The 20262-nt window shown below is 48.3% G+C and carries 20 protein-coding genes, 1 tRNA gene and 1 pseudogene; 13 read left to right on the forward strand and 9 right to left on the reverse strand.

The window, feature by feature from the left end; all coding sequences use genetic code 11:
* The first annotated feature begins 125 nt into the window (after positions 1-125).
* From AYK67_RS06550 to AYK67_RS06560, 3 genes are all read left to right on the forward strand, one after another.
* Positions 126-833, forward strand: coding sequence for an ABC transporter ATP-binding protein (locus AYK67_RS06550; protein ID WP_068083993.1), 708 nt, complete (start codon positions 126-128; stop codon positions 831-833).
* Complete coding sequence (locus AYK67_RS06555; protein WP_068083996.1) at positions 830-3406, forward strand: ABC transporter permease; 2577 nt, start codon at positions 830-832, stop codon at positions 3404-3406. Before AYK67_RS06550 ends, AYK67_RS06555 begins: the two co-directional genes overlap by 4 nt.
* A 211-nt stretch (positions 3407-3617) precedes the next feature.
* The gene (locus AYK67_RS06560; RefSeq protein ID WP_068083999.1) at positions 3618-4406 is read left to right on the forward strand and encodes a Bax inhibitor-1/YccA family protein; all 789 of its coding nucleotides are present in this window, start codon (positions 3618-3620) and stop codon (positions 4404-4406) included.
* Between the two features lie 126 nt (positions 4407-4532).
* Here AYK67_RS06560 and AYK67_RS06565 read toward each other — a convergent pair whose 3' ends face one another.
* Positions 4533-4913, reverse strand: coding sequence for a DUF2794 domain-containing protein (locus AYK67_RS06565; protein ID WP_068084002.1), 381 nt, complete (start codon positions 4911-4913; stop codon positions 4533-4535).
* Positions 4914-5366: 453 nt separating this feature from the next.
* On the opposite strand from AYK67_RS06565, the gene ppa reads away from it, so the two are divergent.
* On the forward strand, positions 5367-5906 hold the full coding sequence (gene ppa, locus AYK67_RS06570; protein WP_068084005.1) for an inorganic diphosphatase: 540 nt from the start codon (positions 5367-5369) through the stop codon (positions 5904-5906).
* A 69-nt stretch (positions 5907-5975) separates the two neighbouring features.
* Here ppa and AYK67_RS06575 read toward each other — a convergent pair whose 3' ends face one another.
* Positions 5976-6509 carry a disulfide bond formation protein B gene (locus AYK67_RS06575; RefSeq protein ID WP_068084008.1) on the reverse strand — a complete coding sequence of 178 codons (534 nt, stop codon included), beginning with the start codon at positions 6507-6509 and terminating at the stop codon, positions 5976-5978.
* 11 nt (positions 6510-6520) lie between these two features.
* Positions 6521-7099 carry a YqaA family protein gene (locus tag AYK67_RS06580; protein WP_068084011.1) on the reverse strand — a complete coding sequence of 193 codons (579 nt, stop codon included), beginning with the start codon at positions 7097-7099 and terminating at the stop codon, positions 6521-6523.
* A gap of 317 nt (positions 7100-7416) precedes the next feature.
* Between AYK67_RS06580 and AYK67_RS06585 the strand changes: the two genes are divergently transcribed.
* Positions 7417-7502, forward strand: a tRNA-Leu gene (locus AYK67_RS06585).
* Positions 7503-7595: 93 nt separating this feature from the next.
* Here AYK67_RS06585 and AYK67_RS06590 read toward each other — a convergent pair.
* Positions 7596-8558 carry a site-specific tyrosine recombinase XerD gene (locus AYK67_RS06590; RefSeq protein WP_068084014.1) on the reverse strand — a complete coding sequence of 321 codons (963 nt, stop codon included), beginning with the start codon at positions 8556-8558 and terminating at the stop codon, positions 7596-7598.
* A gap of 8 nt (positions 8559-8566) precedes the next feature.
* A complete protein-coding gene (locus tag AYK67_RS17260; RefSeq protein WP_173645105.1) occupies positions 8567-8707 on the reverse strand; it encodes a hypothetical protein in 141 nt (46 codons plus the stop codon).
* Between the two features lie 203 nt (positions 8708-8910).
* On the opposite strand from AYK67_RS17260, the gene AYK67_RS06595 reads away from it, so the two are divergent.
* The 3 genes from AYK67_RS06595 to AYK67_RS06605 are packed head-to-tail and all read left to right on the forward strand — an operon-like array spanning position 8911 to position 11968.
* The gene (locus tag AYK67_RS06595) at positions 8911-9543 is read left to right on the forward strand and encodes a shikimate kinase (protein WP_068084016.1); all 633 of its coding nucleotides are present in this window, start codon (positions 8911-8913) and stop codon (positions 9541-9543) included.
* Between the two features lie 2 nt (positions 9544-9545).
* Entirely contained in the window at positions 9546-10670 is a 1125-nt protein-coding gene (aroB, locus tag AYK67_RS06600; RefSeq protein ID WP_068084019.1) for a 3-dehydroquinate synthase, read from the forward strand.
* On the forward strand, positions 10667-11968 hold the full coding sequence (locus tag AYK67_RS06605; protein WP_068084021.1) for an HlyC/CorC family transporter: 1302 nt from the start codon (positions 10667-10669) through the stop codon (positions 11966-11968). Before aroB ends, AYK67_RS06605 begins: the two co-directional genes overlap by 4 nt.
* A gap of 5 nt (positions 11969-11973) precedes the next feature.
* Here AYK67_RS06605 and AYK67_RS06610 read toward each other — a convergent pair whose 3' ends face one another.
* Entirely contained in the window at positions 11974-12246 is a 273-nt protein-coding gene (locus tag AYK67_RS06610) for a BolA family protein (RefSeq protein WP_338012329.1), read from the reverse strand.
* 121 nt (positions 12247-12367) lie between these two features.
* Between AYK67_RS06610 and AYK67_RS06615 the strand changes: the two genes are divergently transcribed.
* From AYK67_RS06615 to AYK67_RS06630, 4 genes are all read left to right on the forward strand, one after another.
* Positions 12368-12988, forward strand: coding sequence for a J domain-containing protein (locus tag AYK67_RS06615; protein WP_068084027.1), 621 nt, complete (start codon positions 12368-12370; stop codon positions 12986-12988).
* A 68-nt stretch (positions 12989-13056) separates the two neighbouring features.
* Complete coding sequence (gene cobS, locus AYK67_RS06620; RefSeq protein ID WP_068084030.1) at positions 13057-14043, forward strand: cobaltochelatase subunit CobS; 987 nt, start codon at positions 13057-13059, stop codon at positions 14041-14043.
* A 10-nt stretch (positions 14044-14053) separates the two neighbouring features.
* Positions 14054-15937, forward strand: a complete 1884-nt coding sequence (cobT, locus tag AYK67_RS06625; protein WP_068084033.1) for a cobaltochelatase subunit CobT — start codon at positions 14054-14056, stop codon at positions 15935-15937.
* Entirely contained in the window at positions 15937-16980 is a 1044-nt protein-coding gene (locus AYK67_RS06630) for an esterase-like activity of phytase family protein (RefSeq protein WP_068084036.1), read from the forward strand. Before cobT ends, AYK67_RS06630 begins: the two co-directional genes overlap by 1 nt.
* A gap of 315 nt (positions 16981-17295) precedes the next feature.
* Here the strand turns inward: AYK67_RS06630 and AYK67_RS06635 are convergent, their stop codons facing one another.
* Both AYK67_RS06635 and AYK67_RS06640 read right to left on the reverse strand, forming a co-directional pair.
* A complete protein-coding gene (locus AYK67_RS06635; protein ID WP_068084039.1) occupies positions 17296-17547 on the reverse strand; it encodes a hypothetical protein in 252 nt (83 codons plus the stop codon).
* A gap of 93 nt (positions 17548-17640) precedes the next feature.
* Positions 17641-18888 (reverse strand): Y-family DNA polymerase, encoded by a 1248-nt coding sequence (locus AYK67_RS06640; protein ID WP_068084043.1) that lies wholly within the window; start codon positions 18886-18888, stop codon positions 17641-17643.
* A gap of 400 nt (positions 18889-19288) precedes the next feature.
* On the opposite strand from AYK67_RS06640, the gene AYK67_RS06645 reads away from it, so the two are divergent.
* Entirely contained in the window at positions 19289-19624 is a 336-nt protein-coding gene (locus tag AYK67_RS06645) for a hypothetical protein (RefSeq protein ID WP_068084045.1), read from the forward strand.
* A gap of 188 nt (positions 19625-19812) precedes the next feature.
* Here the strand turns inward: AYK67_RS06645 and tnpA are convergent.
* Positions 19813-20208: pseudogene (gene tnpA, locus AYK67_RS17770) on the reverse strand (IS200/IS605 family transposase).
* Between the last annotated feature and the right edge of the window lie 54 nt (positions 20209-20262).

Genomic DNA, 20262 nt, shown 5'->3' on the forward strand with positions numbered 1-20262 from the left:
CCACTGGACGCCAAGATAGTATACCCCCATATGTGCGCTTATAGATACTTTGTAAATGCTGGCCAAAGCTAAAAAGCAACGCATAAAATCAACTGTCTTTATTGAACAAATAGAAAGCTTCAAGAATGTCACAACAACTCGCCATAGCACTGGACCAGATAGAGCTCAGCCTTGGAGAAGGTGCCGGGCGTGTGCACATACTCAAGGGCATTGATCTCACTATTCGGGCGGGCGAATCTGTTGGGCTTGTTGGGCCCTCTGGCTCTGGAAAATCTACTTTATTGATGGTTATGGCCGGGCTGGAGAGGCCCGATAGCGGCCATGTGAATGTTGCAAAGCATACTTTACAAGAGATGAACGAAGACCAACTGGCCAAATTTCGCGGTAAACATGTGGGCATAATATTTCAGTCTTTTCACCTTATCCCCAATATGACGGCGCTTGAAAACACAGCAATTCCACTTGAATTAATGGGAAATAAAAATGCCCGCCAACTGGCAGAGCAAGAGCTAACCTCAGTTGGCCTGTCTCACCGCTTACACCACTATCCTGCCCAGCTTTCTGGCGGCGAACAACAACGCGTGGCTATAGCCCGAGCCTTGGCTCCCAACCCCGAGATTTTAATTGCCGATGAGCCCACAGGAAACCTAGATGAAACCACCGGTAAGCAAATCATTGAGTTGATGTTCAACGCACAAGAAAAGCGCGATACAACTTTGGTTCTTGTCACCCACGACCCTTCTTTAGCCCAGCGCTGCGATCGCACAATAACGGTTCGTGAGGGCAATATATTTGAAAAACCGGCACAACAAAAAGCGGCGGGTGCTCTATGAGTAAACAGTCAAGAGCAACACATAATTCCATGAGTTTTACCCTTGCCTTACACTTGGCACTGCGCGAACTACGCGTGGGCCTAAAAGGCTTTTATATTTTTATTGCCTGTATCGCACTTGGTGTTGCGGCAATATCGGGTGTGGCTTCTGTCTCAAAAACTTTAACCCAGTCAATTACCACCCAAGCACGCCAAATACTCGGCGGTGATATTGCTATTTCCCAAATTCACCGCCCGGTATCACTCGAACAAAAAGCTGCGTTCGCAAAGCTCGGCCAGCTGTCCAGCATCACCACTTTGCGGGCAATGGCGCGCTCAACTCACGATCAACAACAAACGCTTGTCGAAATCAAAGCCATTGACCATGCTTATCCCCTTAACGGTAGTTTGAAATTAAAAACAAATACGAACAAGGCCCAAACGCTAAATCAAACAGCGGCTTCTATTTTTCCGGCGTTTGCCGACCCAGAACTCCTCGCCAGACTGAATATATCCATTGGCGATCAAATAGAGGTAGGCCGCACTAAACTGGAAATTGTTGACGAGATCACCCAGGAGCCAGACAAGCTCGGCAGTGGCATGACTTTGGGTCCGCGTTTGATGATCGGCCAGCAGGCATTAGCAGCCACTGGCCTGATACAACCTGGCAGTCTTGCCACGTATCAATACCGTATTAAACTGGAGCCGGAACCGGATAGCGAACAACTCAAGCAAACCATCAACCATTTGGAAACCCAGTACCCCGATGCAGGTTGGCGTATTCGCAGCCGTATGCAAGCAGCCCCTTCCCTGCAAGCCAATATTTCCCGCTTCGCGCAATTTCTCAGTTTGGTTGGCATAACCTCGCTTATTGTTGGTGGTGTTGGTGTTGCCAATGCGGTTCGCAGTTATTTGGCAACACGGCGCAGTACTATAGCCACATTCAAATGCCTTGGCGCATCAGGTGCGTTGGTTTTTCAAATCTATCTCATCCAAGTCATGATTTTGGCGACCCTTGGCGTGGTACTAGGCACCCTTATTGGCGCATTAGCCCCTTTGGTGATAACCGAACTATTGCAATCTCGCCTGCCCATCACCCTTAGCTATGCCATCTACCCCGGCGAGCTTCTTTCGGGTATCGCCTATGGTTACTTAACAGCACTTGCTTTTGCTCTACTGCCACTAGGTCGTGCGCATGATGTCTCACCTTCACTGCTCTTTCGCGAAGATACCTCAAGCAAGAAAAAACAGCCTAAACTACGATATTACATTGCAACGGCGGGTACTTTGGCGTTGCTGCTAGCATTTGCCATAGCACTCTCCTACGATCAACGGGTAACCATTTTCTTCATTCTTGCGTGTGCGGCAACATTCATACTTTTGCTATTAATCGCCAAGCTAATTATGGCATTAGCCCGCCGCATGCCGCACATTGCCTCCTGCGAATGGCGTCTGGCCATCACCAATATGCACCGTCCCGGCGCATTAACCCCTTCAGTTGTTATGTCACTTGGACTTGGCCTCACACTGCTGGTAGCTTTGGCACTAACAGACAGCAACTTAAGAGCAACGCTAACACGTACTGCAAACGAGCAGGCACCAAGCTTCTTTTTACTCGATATACAACACAATGAAATCGATAACTTAAGCCGTTTCATACAAACAAAGGCACCCCAGGCCCAGCTGGAAACTGTCCCCATGTTGCGTGGTCGCATACTCTCGCTTGCTGGCATTCCGGCAAGCCAAATTACGCCGCCACCAGAAGCAGCATGGGTACTGCGTTCTGATCGGGGAATAACCTATTCCAGCCAATTACCAGAAAACTCAAAGCTGATTAGTGGCAGTTGGTGGCCAGATAATTACACAGGCAAACCACTGGTTTCGTTTGACTTTGAACTTGGTCAGGCACTTGGTTTAAAAATTGGCGATAGCATCTCTGTAAATGTATTAGGGCGCACCATAACAGCCAATATTGCCAACTTCAGGCAAGTTGAATGGGAAAGTCTGGGTATTAACTTCGTCATGGTTTTCTCGCCAAATACGTTTGCAGGCGCACCGCATACCATGCTCACCACAATTAAGTGGCCCAACAAGGCCACGACACAAGACGAGCTCGCCCTTCTGAGTGCACTGACAACAAAATACCCAACGATAACAGCTATAAGAGTGAAAGATGCGATCACGCAGGTAAATAGCTTAATTGCCCAATTGGCATGGGCCATCCGCGGTGCCTCGGCCATTACGCTACTTGCAAGCGTGCTGGTATTGGCCGGTGCCTTGGCCGCTGGCCACCAAAGCCGGATTCACGATGCCGTGCTTTTAAAAACATTGGGCGCAACACGTGGCCGCATCATGAAAGCTTATATTATTGAATACGCACTGCTAGGCACAACTACCGCCATTTTTGCCATCATCGCCGGGTGTATATCTGCCTACTACGTGATCGCAGAGATTATGGGGGGCAGCTTTAGTTTTTACCCCTTAACCGCTGTATCCGCCATTCTTATTGCCATTGGGCTGACAATTGGCTTTGGTCTGCTCGGAACATGGCGAATCCTTGGTGAACGGCCGGGTGCGGTTTTGCGTGAGTTGTAATGAAGGTGTAATGGCCTTATGCTATTACCTATGAATAATTACTTAAGGCAGGTTTAACACTTGCTATAATAGATTGATCGACGAAAACTCGGCCCCTTTGTACGTCTATTTGCGTAGGGGTCTTGTTTCCCGTCATCATTCAGACCATATTCTATGATGAATTGTTTTTTACGTCGCCATAATGGCAAACACAACAGTAAGAGGAATTGACATGTCGACCTTCGACCGCAACTCCGCACAGCGGTATGGGATGGCCGGCGGACATGCCGACGCCGCCAGCTTTGACGCCGGACTGCGCGCATATATGCTCAGCGTTTACAACTACATGGCTGTGGGTTTGGTTATTACCGGCCTCATGGCAATGGCTGTGGCAGCTCTCGCAACAGCACCAGCAGGTTCTCCTCAGGCCGTAGCTCAGATTAAAAGCGATCTGTTTCTTACCGAATTTGGCGTGATGCTCTACACCAGCCCGCTTCGCTGGGTGGTCATGCTAGCTCCTCTTGGCATGGTGTTCCTGCTGGGTGCCCGCGTTCATAAAATGAGCGTATCTGGCGCTCAGATGATGTTCTGGACATTTGCGGCCATTATGGGCATTTCCCTGTCCTCCATCTTCTTGGTATACACATCTAGCTCCATCGCCCGGGTGTTCTTCATTACCGCGATTTCATTTGGTGGCTTAAGCCTCTACGGTTACACAACCAAAAAGAGCCTGTCAGGTTGGGGTTCATTCCTCATGATGGGTTTGATCGGCATTATCGTTGCCTCTATCGTCAACTATTTTGTGGGTTCTTCTGCGCTTCACTTTGCGATTTCGGTTATTGGTGTGCTGGTATTTGCGGGCCTCACTGCATACGACACGCAGCGCATTAAAGAAATGTATGCTGCTGTTGATAGCTCCGACATAGCAGGCAAAAAGGCCATTATGGGCGCGCTGACATTGTACCTGGACTTCATCAACATGTTCATGATGTTGCTGTCTTTGTTCGGCAACCGCGACTAAAACAGCTGACTGACGACCAAAAGCGCGGCACCCACCGCGCTTTTTTTATGCCTAAAAACTCAACAGCACATGAAAAGATCTGTTTTTACGGCTCTTCACTCCCTACAAGTCGCCTAGATTGTCTGCTTACTCCACAACACGAAGGTGGCTTTTCCGGTCGAATACTTTTAGCACCTGCACAAGGTCATGTCCGCGCTTTAGTATTTGCCCACTTGCCGCCACCACACGATACGCCCCTTGCCGACGTGCCAGTTTCGGGTCTTTTTCTATGCGGTACAGCGGCACTTCACCGCTATGACGAAAGACAGCAAAAACAGCGACATCGCCGCCCATATCAAGTGCATAATCCCGCCACTCACCAGCAGCCACCATACGCCCGTAAACGCGTAAGATGCTATCCAGTTCACGTCGATGAAAAGCAACCGGAATAAAGGCTTTACGCCGTTGGGGCTGCCCTTGCCCTTTTAGCGCAGACGGCACAATTTGTATTGGTGTTTCATTCCCCATACCACAGCCTCCTGACTTAAGGTTTCGCCTTAAGAAAGCGGCGTGAACCTGCCTAGAATATATAGCAGCCTAACAATTTTTCTAGCAACCATCAAACTATGTGGTCTCGGCGGTATAGCGGCAACAAAAAACAAATCACTATTCATAAATCTACGCAATATAACCATGACATTGTCACAATCTCAACATGGGCCAGCCACGATAAGCCGCCAATATCTCCTTGTTGCCCAAGCTGATCCGGCTTCAACTGCCACTACCCTATTCCCCTCATTTCCTTGGTGGTTGAAGCCGGACCTTTTTCACTGCTATACCTAAAGTAAACCGGGTACTAAAATACATCACGTAACTTTAGCGACTAGGCAAAAAGCCTATTAGAAAAAGACTAAATTAGCGCTTGAATCCCTTGGCCACTCCTGCAATACAAGCATCAATCAAAATCGGAGTGCTGTATTTATGCGTATTGATCAAATCCCGATGGGTAAAAACCCACCTGAAGATGTAAATGTAATTATTGAAGTTCCTGTTGGCGGCGAGCCGATTAAATACGAAATGGAAAAAGAATCCGGCGCAATGTTCGTCGATCGTTTCCTTTACACACCAATGCGTTACCCTGGAAACTATGGTTTTGTTCCTCACACTTTATGTGGTGATGGCGACCCAATTGACGTAATTGTTGTCAATCAGCGTCCTGTGATTCCTGGTGCGGTTATGAACTGCCGCCCAATTGGCGTTCTGATTATGGAAGACGAGTCAGGGCAGGATGAAAAAATCATTGCTGTACCAAGCAGCAAGCTGACCCGTCGCTATGAGAGCATTAAGACAATTGAGGACCTGCCAGAAATTACAATTAAGCAGGTTGAGCACTTCTTTGAACACTACAAAGACCTTGAGCCAAACAAATGGGTTAAAATCAAGGGTGTGCAGGGTGTCGTAGAAGCCCAAAAACTCATCACCGAATCAATTGAGCGCTACAATAAAGAAGAAGGCAAATAAGCCAACTCTTTCAAAACACAAAAACCCGCGTCTACACACGCGGGTTTTTCTATGAAAACAGATAGCAAACTACGCTTTCGCACTTGGACGCAAGACAACCCCGCAAAGCGCAACAAACGACATTCCCAGCGAGTAGAACACGTTTAAACCTGCAAATGACAGGCCCAAAATGCGGATTGAAGCCGTTGAACAGCTCACGACCCGCGTATGTGCCAGCGTCTTGAGCATATCGGCTGCACTACCAAGTTGCGGCGCAGCACCGCCTCCGCAGTCGTTCGGGCCAAGCCACCAGTCCCATTCAGCACCAGCTTGATAAATCCCCACACCACCGCCGTATATAAAGAAACCGACGCTTGCTAACAGGCAAAGTGTTGCCAACCACTTAAAGCGTGCTGTGAGTGCAAAACCCAATGCCCCCAGGCCTAAAACCACGCCGACATAATAAGGCACACGCTGGGCAAGGCACAGCTCGCAAGGTAAATAACCGCCTATAAGCTGAAACCCCCATGCCATAGTAATAGAAAAAGCACTCCCTAAAATAACCAGAAGTGCAGCGCTGGCTTTGGGGTTGCGCAGCACCAATGACCACATTTGTTTCAGCATTTGAAAAACCTTTACAAAATTTTCAAGAGTGCGAAGCCGCCTAGCAAGCACACCATAAACACAGTGAACACCAAGCCAAGTCGTTTTTCAATGAAATCACGCATGGCTGGCCCAAAGAAATATAAAAGCCCTGCCACGACAAAAAAGCGCAGGGCCCGAGAAACCAGGCTTGCAAATATGAACACTGGCAAACTTAAACCAAATGCCCCGCTTGAAATCGTAATAACTTTATAGGGAAACGGTGTTAGCCCGGCAAAAAACACAAACCACCAACCATAGTCGTCGAAAATACTTCTAAATTGCTGGTATTTTTCGGAATAACCATAGAACTGTAAGAGAGGCTCGGCTACTTGGGAAAAAAGCGCAGCTCCAATGTAATAGCCAAGCATTCCGCCCAATACCGAGGTTAACGTTGCGATGAACGCAAACCACCATGCGCTATTTCGTTTCGCGATAACCATCGGAATAAGTAGAATGTCCGGCGGAATAGGAAAAAACGAGCTTTCAGCAAATGCAACCGTTCCCAACGCATAAGGCGCTTTACGCCCTTCAGCGAGCGATAATGTCCAATCATATAAACGTCGTAGCATTTAAAAAAGTATCTCCACTCATCAGCAAGCCGGAACATCCGTGCATTTACAAAAGGCAGACAAACCAGATCTCCTATAAGCGCAACAGCAAACCTAAAACTATCAACAGGCAAAGCAATGAAGTACACAACCAACAAGCTTTTCAAAACCGCAGCTTCGCGGTATTTTTAAGGCCAGCATCAAAAAAGCAGCGTCTTCAGAGCGAGTTAGCAAACATACTTTTCCACCGAAGTTGTGGTTTTTTAATAGTTTTCATTGACCTTGAAACGGATCTGGATATATTCCCCCCATCGCAGCCGCAACAAGCGGTTTTCTTAGCCCCCGTGGCGGAATTGGTAGACGCGGTAGATTCAAAATCTGCTGCCCACTGGGCGTGCCCGTTCGATTCGGGCCGGGGGCACCATTCTTTCCCTATATAAATGCTATATCGCATCATAACTCAGGGTGTATTATTGCCTTTAGGGGACGACACGCGCTCCAATAAAAGCCCCCCTTATTACTCTTCCCCGCTAGCTGTAGCTATATCACCATCTGCTGCTGCCAAAGGGTGATGATCATTCACCAGCTGATGTAAGCGTTCATCCAGTACATGTGTGTATATTTGTGTGGTTGTGATATCCGCATGGCCTAATAGTTTTTGTACCACACGCAAATCAGCCCCGTTTTGCAGAAGATGCGATGCAAACGCGTGCCGCAGTACGTGTGGCGACACTTTCGAGCGGTCCAGCTTCGCCGCTACCGCCAGGTCTTTTAAGTCACGGCCAAAAGCTTGCCGGGTAAAATGCCCACTTTCACCATGCGAGGGAAACAGCCAAACGCTATCTTCATATTTGCCCAGCGCTGCCCGCAAACGTACATATTCAGCCATGGCAGTTTGCGCCCGTACACTCAACGGCACCACCCGCTCTTTATTGCCCTTGCCTTTAACGGTCAGCAACCGGCTGTCACGCAGTGCAGCACTAACTGGCAGAGAAACCAATTCAGATACACGTAGGCCAGTAGCATAAAGCACTTCTAGAAGCGTATAGAGCCGCTGCGCCTTAATGTGCTTGGCATCGCTATTATGATCTGCTTTTGTGTTGTCTTCCGCTTCTTTAAGTAACCGATCCACCTCATCCTCACTCAAAACCGATGGTAGTGAAACCTGCTTTTTTGGGGATGAAATGGTACGGGTAGGGTCATCACTACGCATCCCTTCCCCATAAGTAAACTGATAGAACTGGCGTAGTGCAGACAACCGGCGTGCTTGCGAGGTCGCGGCAAAACCGCGCTCGTGTAAATCAATCAGGTATTCTCGTATATGCTCTGCTTGCGCATCTAATAGCTTAACGCCTTGGCGAACCAAGAAATCATCATAGTCGTCGAAGTCGGCGCGGTAGCTTTCCAGTGTATTAAAAGCGCTGTCGCGCTCCACTGTCAGCATTTCAAAAAATGCTTCACATTCAAATGAGCTGCGCATGCAACACCCTACCCCAAGCCATCATTAGAAATCTCGACATGGAATTGTCGTGGCGTTGGCTCGACAAAGGTCGCGAGTGCATACATGCTCAGCACAACACCAAGTACAATCATTCCGATTATTGAAAGAAGTCTGGTTAATGTAGGCATGGTGAAAATGCAAACTCCTGTTTATATCTATAAAAGCCAAGGGAGGTGCCATTCAATACGAAAGGCAAATACGCCATAATTTCGCTTCCTGTGCACCCTTATAGATGTGTACTATACACGGCCGTCTCGCATGAAACTTGACAGCAGACCCAAGTATACGCTCAAAGCAAGCATAACCATATAAAAGTTAGAGAGGAACGGGTGTGAGTGCCAGCGAAACAAGACCAGAAAGCCAAATACAACGCGCTCAAAGCATTATAAAGCGCCTTGGCACCAAATCAATTGTTCTGGTCGGCATCATGGGGTGTGGAAAATCCACAGTTGGCCGACGCCTTGCCCAATACCTTTCTTTGCCTTTCGTTGATGCTGATTCTGAAATTGAACGCGCAGCCAACCGAACCGTGAGCGAAATCTTTAAGGAACATGGCGAATCTTACTTCAGAGAAGGCGAAAAAAGAGTTATCGCAAGACTTTTAAATGAAGGTCCGCAAGTTTTAGCTACTGGTGGCGGTGCTTTTATGAATACCGAGACCCGCGAACGCATTAAAAAAGGCGGTGTTTCTGTTTGGATGAAAGCCGAGCTACCGGTTTTAATGGCACGTGTAAAAAAGCGGCCCACACGTCCTTTGCTGCAATCAGAAGACCCGGAAGGCACACTAAAGCGATTGATGGACGAAAGGTATCCCATCTACGCTGAAGCCGATTTGTCCATTTGGTCCCGCGATGTCACCCATGAAGCGGTCATGGAAGAGATTCTTAAAGTCCTAGAGGCTGGTCTTCCGCCCCTTGGCGCGCCTTCGGCAACCCCGGCCATTAACATTGATAGCGAGGAATAATTGTGAGCCCACAACAAACAGCAACAACTGTAAATGTTGAACTTGGTAACCGCTCATACCCAATTATAATCGGCAATGGCCTTATGGCTGAAGCAGGCAAACACATCTCCCAAGCTTTACCTGGGGGGCGCTGCGCCATTGTCACCGACGAAACCGTTGCCGACATACATTTAAAAACTCTTGAAGCCAGCTTGAAAGAGCACGATGTTTCTTTTGAAACCCTTATTGTGCCAGCTGGCGAAAAAACCAAGTGCTTTAGCCAGTTTGAGCATTTATGTGATGAAGTGCTCAGCTGCAAACTAGAGCGCGGCGACGCACTCGTTGCCCTTGGTGGCGGTGTAGTGGGCGATCTCACCGGCTTTGTCTCCGGTGTTGTCCGCCGAGGTATGAAGTTCATTCAAGTTCCCACAACTTTGCTTGCACAAGTAGATAGCTCCGTAGGCGGTAAAACAGGCATTAACAGCCGTCACGGTAAAAACTTGTTGGGTGTCTTTCATCAACCCGCATTGGTTCTGGCCGATACACAAGCCCTCGACACCCTTAGCCGGCGCGAGTTCCGCGCCGGTTATGCCGAGGTTGCCAAGTATGGCCTGATTGATGACGCGCCTTTTTTTGAATGGCTCTGCAACAATTGGCAGGATGTTTTTGCAGGTGGCAGCGCACGTATTGAAGCTGTTGCCCACTCTTGCCGTGCAAAAGCCCGTGTTGTGGCAGAGGATGAGCGCGAATCGGGTAAGCGTGCTCTGCTCAACCTTGGGCACACCTTCGGCCATGCCCTTGAGGGAGCAGTTGAATACGATGGCAGCCGCCTGGTGCATGGCGAAGGTGTTGCCATTGGCATGACGCTTGCCTTCCAGTTCTCAAGTCAACTTGGTCTTTGCAGTGAAGAAGATACGCAAAGAGTGATCACCCATCTGAGTGAAGTTGGCCTGCCTACACGCATTGACCAAATCCCCGGCCAACTACCGCCATTGGAGCATTTTTTAACGCTCATCGCTCAGGATAAAAAAGTCAGCCGTGGTCAATTAACATTCATACTGGCAAACGGCATTGGCCAATCCTACATAGATAAAACGGTAGACCCGCAACAACTCTCTAGCTTCCTTGGAGCAAAACTAGCAAGATGACCGAATTTCCACTGTGGCTTTCTGTAGGCAGCATCGCTTTACTACTTGTATTGTCCGGCTTTTTCTCCGGCTCCGAAACGGCGCTTACCGCTGCCTCGCGAGCTCGCATGCATCAAATGGAAAAATCGGGAAATAAGAAAGCCGCTGTGGTCTCAAGGCTGATCCAAGCTCGCGAGCGGCTCATTGGTGCTCTGCTCTTGGGCAACAATCTTGTCAATATTTTAGCATCCGCACTGGCAACATCAGTATTATTGAAAACATTCGGCGATGCCGGCGTTGCCTATGCGACCTTATTGATGACAGCTCTGGTCCTAATTTTTTCCGAAGTCCTCCCAAAAACCTGGGCGATATCCAACGCTGATAAATTCGCGCTATCAGTTGCGCCGGTCGTACGCCCGCTCGTTGCGATTTTCAGCCCCATTGTGGCAACAATCGAAGTTATCGTTCGCCTTATCCTACGCCTGTTCGGCATACGTATCGATGAGGAGACCGCTGTCCTTTCGGCGCACGACGAACTACGCGGTACGCTTGACTTGCAGCATAAGGAAGGCGCACTGGTTAAAGCAGACCGTGACCGTATTGGCGGCCTACTCGATTTGGCCGAATTAGACGTTTCTGACGTCATGGTGCATCGTACCAAGGTATTTGCCTTAAATGCTGATCTCCCCCCTGAGGAGCTGATTAAAGAGGTACTTGCCAGCCCTTTTACCCGTATTCCCCTATGGCGCGATGACCCCGACGAATTTGTCGGCCTGCTACATGCCAAAGATGTTCTGCGTGCCTTAGCAGCGGTAAAAGGTGATACCAGCAAGTTCAAGCTTGATAAGGTTATGACCCCCCTTTGGTTTGTTCCCGACACCACCAGCTTGCAAAACCAGCTCAACGCCTTTTTGAAGCGCAAAACCCACTTTGCTTTGGTGGTAGATGAATACGGCGAAGTTATGGGGCTGGTGACCCTTGAGGATATTCTGGAAGAGATTGTTGGAGAAATTGCCGACGAGCATGACAATGAACTCCCCGGCCTTCACCCGCAAACGGACGGTTCGGTGATTGTTGACGGTTCCGTCCCCATTCGTGATTTAAACCGTGCTACGGATTGGGAACTGCCTGATGATGAAGCCACCACCATTGCGGGCCTTGTGATTTACGAGGCCAAGGTTATTCCCGAGGAGCGGCAAATATTCACGTTTCACGGCTTCCGCTTTACAGTTTTGAAGCGCGAGAAAAACCGCATCACCCGTTTACGCATGATGCCGCTCGCAACTGCACTGGCAAAAACAAAACGTGAAGGCAGTTAATGCCTTCATTCTTTTGTCTGTGCACTTGCCTCAATAGCAAGCGCATGAATGCCATTATCAAGCTCGCTTTGAATGCAATTATGTACTGCTCTGTGGACAGCAACCCGTGGCATGCCTGTAAAGGCTGTGGATACGATTTTAACTCTAAAGTGTGTCTCACCGCCCACACGATAGCCAGCATGCCCCCTATGTCGTTCAGATTCATCGATAACTTCAAGCATCTGCGGCGAAAAAGCCTGCTGTAATTTGTTAATCATGCTAGCTTTAATAGTAGTCAATCCTATATCCTCCCTCAGGAAACTTAGTCTTGGGTCTTGCATTACCCCCTAATTGTTTCCTATCAATGCCGACCGGTATTCCTTCTGGCAGTTCGTTCAACAAGGCATGTGACTTCACAATATGAAAATCAATTCATCCCTTTTTGACGGGATCCGTGTGAAACCCGACAAGAAAAAGCAAGCAAAGAAAGAAAGCCCTAAATGCGATTGGGAGGGTTGTCAAAACCCTGGTGTCCATAAAGCCCCTAAAGGGCGTGATCGCGAGGGCCAGTTCTTTAATTTCTGTATGGAGCATGTACGGGCCTATAATAAGTCCTACAATTACTTTTCTGGATTGGATGATGACTCCATCAAAAATATCCAAGAAGATGCTGTTACAGGCAATCGCCCCACGTGGAAAATGGGGGTAAACTCAGACCCCAATGCAGCACCGGGCCGCGATGGCTCTCGCACGAATATTAATGATAATAGATTCTCGGATAAGTTTGATTTTCTTGAGGATGGATTAGGTGACACAAGCGCCCCTAAAGGTCCACAAAGAAAAGTCTTAGCTCTTGAGAAAAGATCATTTGAAACCCTTAATTTGCGTGTTACTGCTCGTGGAGCGGAAATTAAGTCGCGCTATAAAGAGCTTGTTAAAATCCACCATCCCGACGCAAATGGTGGCGACCGTTCCTCGGAAGATCGCCTGCGAGAAATTATTCAAGCTTATAACCTACTTAAGAAAAACGGTTACTGTTAAAGCAGCCGCTATCAAAAAACGATCCTTATTGACTAACCCCAGAACGGCATTGGGGCTTGGAGGAAATTATGAGTGAAAACAGCAACCCTTTAAAAAACCTCCCCGACCACACCATTTCCGTTCGCGAAGTCTTTGGTATTGATAGCGACCTGATGGTTCCCGCATTTTCCACCAGAACCGAGCACGTGCCGGAACTTGATAAAGACTACCTGTTTGATCACGGCACCACACTGGCAATTCTAGCGGGTTTTGCAAAAAACCGCCGCGTCATGATTACCGGTTACCACGGTACTGGTAAATCAACTCATATTGAGCAAGTTGCAGCCCGTCTGAACTGGCCATGTGTACGCGTAAACTTGGACAGTCACGTGAGCCGTATTGATCTGGTGGGTAAGGACGCGATTGTCGTGAAAGACGGCCACACGGTAACCGAGTTTAAAGATGGTATTTTACCATGGGCATTGCAGAATAACGTCGCATTGGTGTTTGATGAATACGACGCTGGTCGCCCGGATGTGATGTTCGTGATCCAGCGTGTTTTGGAAGTTTCCGGCCGCCTAACCCTGCTCGACCAAAACCGCGTTATTCACCCACACCCGGCGTTCCGCCTGTTTGCAACTGCCAACACCGTCGGCCTTGGCGATACATCGGGCCTTTATCACGGTACCCAGCAAATCAACCAGGGACAAATGGACCGCTGGTCTATCGTCAGCACCTTGAATTACCTGCCGCACGACAACGAAGTCGAAATCGTTCTATCCAAGTCGCCCCATTACCAGTCCGAGGAAGGCCGTACCATTATTTCTAAAATGGTTCGTGTTGCAGACCTGACCCGTAATGCCTTTATCAATGGCGACCTTTCAACCGTTATGAGCCCGCGCTCGGTCATCACTTGGTCTGAAAATGCGGATATCTTCGGCGATCTCGGCTTTGCTTTCCGTCTAACGTTCTTGAATAAATGCGATGAAACCGAGCAATCTCTAGTTTCGGAATTCTACCAGCGCTGCTTTGGTGAGGAACTGCCAGAATCTGCTGCCAACGTTGTTATGAGCTAAGGACATTCCCATGGCGGACCGCAAGTACTTGGTGCAAAAAAGTAAATCCGCCACCTTGCCTCTGAAGCAGGCCATAAGCCAAACCGTTAGGGCTATTGCTGCCAACTCAGAGCTTGAGGTGCAGTTCACACAAGACAAGGCTGGCATGGCGGGCAACCGTGTTCGCTTACCAGACCTAAACCGTAGCGCCACGTATGAAGATATTGCTGTCACTCGTGGTATTGGCGATTCAATGGCTTTGCGCCAAGCCTGTCACGATAACAGTGTCCATCGCAAATTATCGCCAGTTGGCACAAATGCGAAGGCAATTTTTGACAGTCTGGAGCAGGCACGCTGCGATTCCCTCGGCTCTCTACGCATGACCGGCGTTGGCGACAATATTGATGCCATGTTAAATGCCCGCTACGCGCGTGAAGAATTCGCCACAGCCACCAATCGTTCTGAGGCACCGCTCCATGATGTCCTCTCTTTGATGGTGCGCGAAAAACTCACAGGTCGCCCTATACCGGAAAACGCCCAACATCTAGTTGGCATGTGGCGTGAGTGGATTAACGATAAGGCTGATGGCGCACTGGATCATCTGGTGTCATCTATCGAAAGCCAAGCCGAGTTTGCCAACCAGACCCGCGATCTGTTGCGCTCGCTAGACATGTCCGATGAAGTCGGTGACGACCCGCAAGACGAAGAGGCAGAAGAAGAAGCACCAGCAGAAGAGAACGAGCAGCGGGCGGATGCTGCAGGCGATAAAGAGCAGGGCAGCGGCGAACAGGAAGGCGCACCGGAAGAGCAGGAGCTTTCTGGTGATGAGCAAGAACTTGGCGAGACCGAAGGCGCTGATGGCGACTATCAGGAAATGCCTGAGGATATGGCCAGCCCTTCTGAAGAGCCGGGCCAGCAAGAGCGCCGCGAACTCCCGTTTACCAATCAGCCGAACCCTGAGGTCTATAAGGCCTATACACATGGCTTTGACGAAATAATCGCAGCTGATGAGCTATGCGACCAAGAAGAGCTTGACCGATTGCGCGGCTTTTTGGATCGGCAACTGGTGAATCTGTCTGGAGCGGTTGCTAGGCTAGCCAACCGCTTGCAACGCAAGCTCATGGCACAGCAGAATCGCTCATGGGATTTTGATTTGGACGAAGGCATGTTGGATACAGCCCGTCTTTACCGCGTGGTCACTGATCCGTTACAGCCCTTGGCCTTCAAGTGGGAAAGCGACACGCAGTTCCGCGATACTGTGGTGACACTACTGCTTGATAATTCAGGCTCCATGCGCGGCCGCCCAATTACAGTTGCCGCCACCTGCGCCGATATACTGGCCAGAACATTGGAGCGTTGCGGCGTTAAGGTCGAAATTCTCGGCTTCACAACAAAAGCTTGGAAAGGCGGCGAATCACGTGAAAAGTGGTTGGCTGATGGTAAGCCTGCCAACCCTGGACGGCTGAACGATCTACGCCATGTTATTTACAAAGCCGCTGACACCCCATGGCGCCGCGCCAAGCGCAATTTAGGCCTCATGATGCGTGAAGGACTTTTAAAAGAAAATATTGATGGTGAAGCGCTGGAATGGGCCCACCAACGCCTATTAGCACGCCCTGAACAGCGCCGCATTTTGATGATGATCTCTGATGGTGCCCCTGTTGATGACACAACCCTTTCGGTTAATCCCGGCAATTACCTTGAAAAGCACCTGCGTAAAGTCATCGATGATATTGAAAACCGATCGCCGGTCGAACTCATTGCAATCGGGATCGGCCACGATGTCACACGCTATTACAAAAGAGCCGTTACAATTGTTGATGCAGAAGAACTTGCAGGTGCGATGACCGATCAACTTGCAGACCTGTTTGATGAAAATCTGGATACCGCCAAAGGGAGAGGGCGCAAACACTAATGAAATATTCAAAAACATTTATTTTTTCTGCGCTTCTCTTCACCTTTGCACTCGTAATTATCATCATTGATTTGCAGCCCGTATGGTCAACATATCGTCCTGATGGCCAGACAATCGAAATAACAGCCGCAAAGCTGGATGGTTTTGACCCGGACGATACAGCTGAAACCTCCTTTGGAAAGCTGACTTTTCTCGGAGGTTTGGAGTTAAACTCCAATGAACGCTGGTTTGGCGGCTTTTCCGGCTTAATCGTCAGCCCCGACGGTAAAAAACTCACAGCTGTATCTGACCGTGCTCTCTGGTTTACGGCTGATTTGGTGCAAGCAAAAAATGGTGCCCCATTAAAGCTCACCAATGCCTACATGGAACCGATGGATGGAATAGGCAAAACTGCACTTGCCAGTACAGATAAATCGGATACTGAGGCCCTTACAGTAGACGGCAAAGGCCGCTTGCTGGTCTCCTATGAAGGCTACGGCGGGATTCTCGCTTACAAATATAAAGCCAATGGTAAACTAGCCGCACCTGAAGACCTTTCCGTACCGCAAGATCTGCATATGTTGGAAAAAAACAAGGGCATTGAGGCTCTTGCCTATGCCCCGCGCGGTTCCATACATGCAGGCAGCGTATTTGCTTTGTCTGAGAGATCTGGAAGCTCGACAGATGACCGGTTGGCCTATGAGATTAATCTTGAGCACCCTGCCAGATCGAATAAATTCATCATCAAAGATATAGATGGCTATGATATTACCGATGCTGCCTTTTTGCCTAATGGTGATCTTATCTTTCTTGAGCGTCAAATAGGTATTTCAGTCGGCTTGAATTTTCGCATGCGTCGTATTGCTGCCAAGGATATCAAGCCCGGAGCGGAAGTCACAGGAGACGTTCTTCTTGATGTGGGCATGAGCAAGCGGATTGATAACTTTGAGGCGCTGGCTATCCATAGCGATCAGAACGGTGATGCCATCTTGACCCTGCTCTCCGATGATAACCATAACATGATCCAGCGTACCTTGCTTCTGCGCTTTAAACTCGCGATGTAAAAGCACGTAACCCTTATTCATGCAGGACCATACCATGCCCTGTCCTATCTATTGCAGGGCGTGGATTATCATAGCTTAGCTAACCGGCATATTAATTAGAAAACTGGTTTCACATACCTGTTGTCTAGTCAGATGTAGATCACCCTCTCGCAAACTCTCAATACCTCTCCAAAATCACTATATGGCGTTATTGATACCTTTTGGCTGGCAGTTGCCTGTATACAGTTGGGTCTCAAAAAACTCGGCTATTTGGTTTAGAAAGCAAGAGCATTACCAACGTAAGTGAGTGCGCTAAAAACACTACAAAAGCTATTCTTAAGCTAGCCCACCTACAAACGCACTCATCTTGCTTTTGTGCGAAACTGCCAAACGCACAGTACCTCCGCATCCCCGTTGAACACAGACCTGCCGCTCCTCAACCTCGCTTAAATACAAGTAGCGTTGCTCTTCCTTTGTTAAATACTCCGCTACAGGGCGGAAAAAAACATGTCCGCACGTTTTACAGGTGAACTCAAGCCGTTGATCAGGCTCCAAGTCTTGTAATTGAATATTATCTTTCCAGCTCATACACTATCCTTTCACCTCAAGTCATAAGCCCACTGCACAGAGCGCAATCTTAGGCGGGGTAGACGCAGCACCAAAAGCCCGTACACCTGCCAGCTACCAAAAGTCCTCGGCATCCGGCACGCGGGTATAAGAGATTTTCCCGCCGACATGTCCCCCGGCAGGTGGTGCCCAATGGCCCATAGACACCAGCGTGCGCCCATAGCGCATGTTCAAATCATCACTCAAAGAAGAAAGCCGCTCCCAGTTCTGCCGCTCCCGATCATCATCTAAAAACATATCCAGCTGCCGCTCTTGCGCAGCGGACAGATCGAATAATACGACTGAAACCTTGAAAACCTTTGCCCGCGCCTGCACACCTTGCCGCGCCTGTTCCCAGAGCCGCTCTAGTGCCGCCAAAAAAGCTTGGTCATCGCGCACAACAGGCAAGCTGTAGGCTTCACCCCAGTGGTTTTGAGAGAGACTGAGTCCAAGTCCGAGACCGCTGGCATAAAACCCTTCACGACGCAAACGTCTTGCAGCTTTAATCAAAAGCAAGCGCGATATTTCTCGTGCCCCCTCAAGACTACGCGCTTCGGGTGGCAGCACACGGCTATGGCCAAACATACCACGGTGAGACGGAGGCGATGCGACATCATAACCATGCAGTGCATACCACAAGCGCTCACCGGTCACATTACCCCAAATAGCTCTCAACTGTTTGGCAGAGGTTTCGTAAAGCTGGCGTGTGGTGCCAATATGTGCTCGCGCTAGTCGCTGGTCAATACGCTTGCCGATACCCGGAATATCTGCCAGCGCTACTTGAAACAAAGGCTCTGGCATTTGTGAGGGCTGCCAAATGGTCACCCCATCTGGCTTATTTAGTTTACCGGCTATTTTAGCAAGCTGCCTGTTGGCGGCAAAACCGATAGAACAAGTAATATGCGGCCCCACATTGGCTGCAATACGTGCTTTGATGCGTTGTGCAATCCCTTCGGGGTTCGTACGGTCTGCTAAAGCGACGCGACACGCCAGCTCATCGATAGACTTGATGGCATCAATAGGCACCACCGTTTCAATTTCGCATAGCAATGCATTGTGCGCCCGTCGATACAAATCCGGAGATTGCGGCACCAAGACAAGCGAGGGGCAAAGTTTCAAGGCATCATTCACCCGCATGATGCTTTTAACCCCGCGCGCTTTTGCCTCTTTCGAGCACGCAATCACGCAAGTACGGTCCGTACCGGCAAAAGGTACAACCCCCACAGGGCGGCCACGTAGATTTGGCCTTGCCTGCTGCTCCACCGAGGCAAAAAAACCATCAAAATCCAGATATAAATGTTCTACTTGAGTCGGCTGTCGCATTTTGTCCTCTGCATAGAACAAAAATAGAACATATAAAGAACAGAGTCAATCAAACGATATCAGCGGATGAGCTGTCTAAACTGAACCAATCTATATGACGATAGCAATATTTGATCGAACTGTTCTGGTGAAAGCCTAAAATGGTCACCTGACATCAAAATCTCCAGTTGGAGAGCTTGAAACACAACTCAGCTCAAATACAAATATTTTTATGGGCACTGAACCTTACTATATTATATCCTTATAGATAAGAACCAAAATAACTTACCAATAAATGATAATATGAAGATAAACTACTCATTTTATCTAAGTAACTAAAGTACACCAAAATTTACTCAGTTCAAACAATGTGATTTTTATTGTATAGATAAGATGATTATCTTTATATAAGGAGATGACAATGGGAAATGGCAAAATGTTTTATGGCTCACCCTACGGACCTTGTAGAAGTAAATCCCCTGAACAATACCTTGTATCTTCTCGTATTCAGACCGATGAGGAAATAGCTGCAGAAAAAATAAGAGACCAATACAGAAGAAAAGAAAAAGAGTTAAAGCTTCTTAAGCGACTTGAGAACAAAAAACGTAAATATCTTAGAAAAATAAATAAAGATATAAAAACAAAGTCAATTAACTGTAATATTTCAAATCCTAAAAACGAACAAAAGAGTAATTTTCCACCCAATACAATAATGAGAGAGCAACTTCAGAGCCTTTATAATAAAATGGTATCTTAACTTTACCGCCTCATTTGCGCATAATCGGACAATCACAAAAATTATAGGTGAATTTTCGCTTTGTACAGAAAATTAGGTTTCAATGCTTCAAACCATCCAACATAACGTCCCTCTACTGACTAATACATATGAGCGTGGGAGCTTTAAAACGCTTCGCTTGCACCACTGTGAAGTAGCTTTTCTTGCCTTTAATAGCTAACTTTAAACAGATCGTCGCCGTCACTTGCCTTATCCTTCTTCTCCTGATTTTGGATATAGTGTCTAACGACCTGTTCTTAATAGCCCGTCGTTGAAACGAAGTATCCTCGCGCCAAAATGATATCCCTTATGGGGCCGTTTCCTCGCATACTTAATGGCAATATAAAGAGACGTTTTGCCTTTCAAAAATCCAACGAGATGCGCCACCGATTACTTAAGTGGAAGAGAGATAAGCATATGCACCTGGTCAGGCATGAGCTCGCCTTCTTCAAAACGGCATCCTTTTCCAGCGCCAATCTGATAAACTGGTCTTACAGCTCTCTTCGCAACTCACTATAAAGCCGTTTTGTGCGGTATTTACTGCTAAAAAACAGCGGCCCAAGCAGGAGGGTCCCATAACTAAAATATAAAACTCTTCCAGTCCTCCACCAAGGGTGGGC

This window comes from Polycladidibacter stylochi (genome assembly GCF_001562055.1).
Lineage (GTDB): Bacteria > Pseudomonadota > Alphaproteobacteria > Rhizobiales > Stappiaceae > Pseudovibrio > Pseudovibrio stylochi.

Excerpts from the sequence above, each read along its gene's own strand:
- AYK67_RS17260 (WP_173645105.1), bottom strand. The coding sequence starts at position 8,707 with ATGCCTACATTAACCAGACTTCTTTCAATAATCGGAATGATTGTACTT.
- AYK67_RS06555 (WP_068083996.1), top strand. The coding sequence starts at position 830 with ATGAGTAAACAGTCAAGAGCAACACATAATTCCATGAGTTTTACCCTT.
- AYK67_RS06615 (WP_068084027.1), top strand. The coding sequence starts at position 12,368 with ATGAAAATCAATTCATCCCTTTTTGACGGGATCCGTGTGAAACCCGAC.
- AYK67_RS06550 (WP_068083993.1), top strand. The coding sequence starts at position 126 with ATGTCACAACAACTCGCCATAGCACTGGACCAGATAGAGCTCAGCCTT.
- AYK67_RS06580 (WP_068084011.1), bottom strand. The coding sequence starts at position 7,099 with ATGCTACGACGTTTATATGATTGGACATTATCGCTCGCTGAAGGGCGT.
- ppa (WP_068084005.1), top strand. The coding sequence starts at position 5,367 with ATGCGTATTGATCAAATCCCGATGGGTAAAAACCCACCTGAAGATGTA.
- AYK67_RS06605 (WP_068084021.1), top strand. The coding sequence starts at position 10,667 with ATGACCGAATTTCCACTGTGGCTTTCTGTAGGCAGCATCGCTTTACTA.
- AYK67_RS06640 (WP_068084043.1), bottom strand. The coding sequence starts at position 18,888 with ATGCGACAGCCGACTCAAGTAGAACATTTATATCTGGATTTTGATGGT.
- AYK67_RS06645 (WP_068084045.1), top strand. The coding sequence starts at position 19,289 with ATGGGAAATGGCAAAATGTTTTATGGCTCACCCTACGGACCTTGTAGA.
- cobS (WP_068084030.1), top strand. The coding sequence starts at position 13,057 with ATGAGTGAAAACAGCAACCCTTTAAAAAACCTCCCCGACCACACCATT.
- AYK67_RS06560 (WP_068083999.1), top strand. The coding sequence starts at position 3,618 with ATGTCGACCTTCGACCGCAACTCCGCACAGCGGTATGGGATGGCCGGC.
- AYK67_RS06565 (WP_068084002.1), bottom strand. The coding sequence starts at position 4,913 with ATGGGGAATGAAACACCAATACAAATTGTGCCGTCTGCGCTAAAAGGG.
- AYK67_RS06590 (WP_068084014.1), bottom strand. The coding sequence starts at position 8,558 with ATGCGCAGCTCATTTGAATGTGAAGCATTTTTTGAAATGCTGACAGTG.
- AYK67_RS06635 (WP_068084039.1), bottom strand. The coding sequence starts at position 17,547 with ATGAGCTGGAAAGATAATATTCAATTACAAGACTTGGAGCCTGATCAA.
- cobT (WP_068084033.1), top strand. The coding sequence starts at position 14,054 with ATGGCGGACCGCAAGTACTTGGTGCAAAAAAGTAAATCCGCCACCTTG.
- AYK67_RS06630 (WP_068084036.1), top strand. The coding sequence starts at position 15,937 with ATGAAATATTCAAAAACATTTATTTTTTCTGCGCTTCTCTTCACCTTT.
- AYK67_RS06575 (WP_068084008.1), bottom strand. The coding sequence starts at position 6,509 with ATGCTGAAACAAATGTGGTCATTGGTGCTGCGCAACCCCAAAGCCAGC.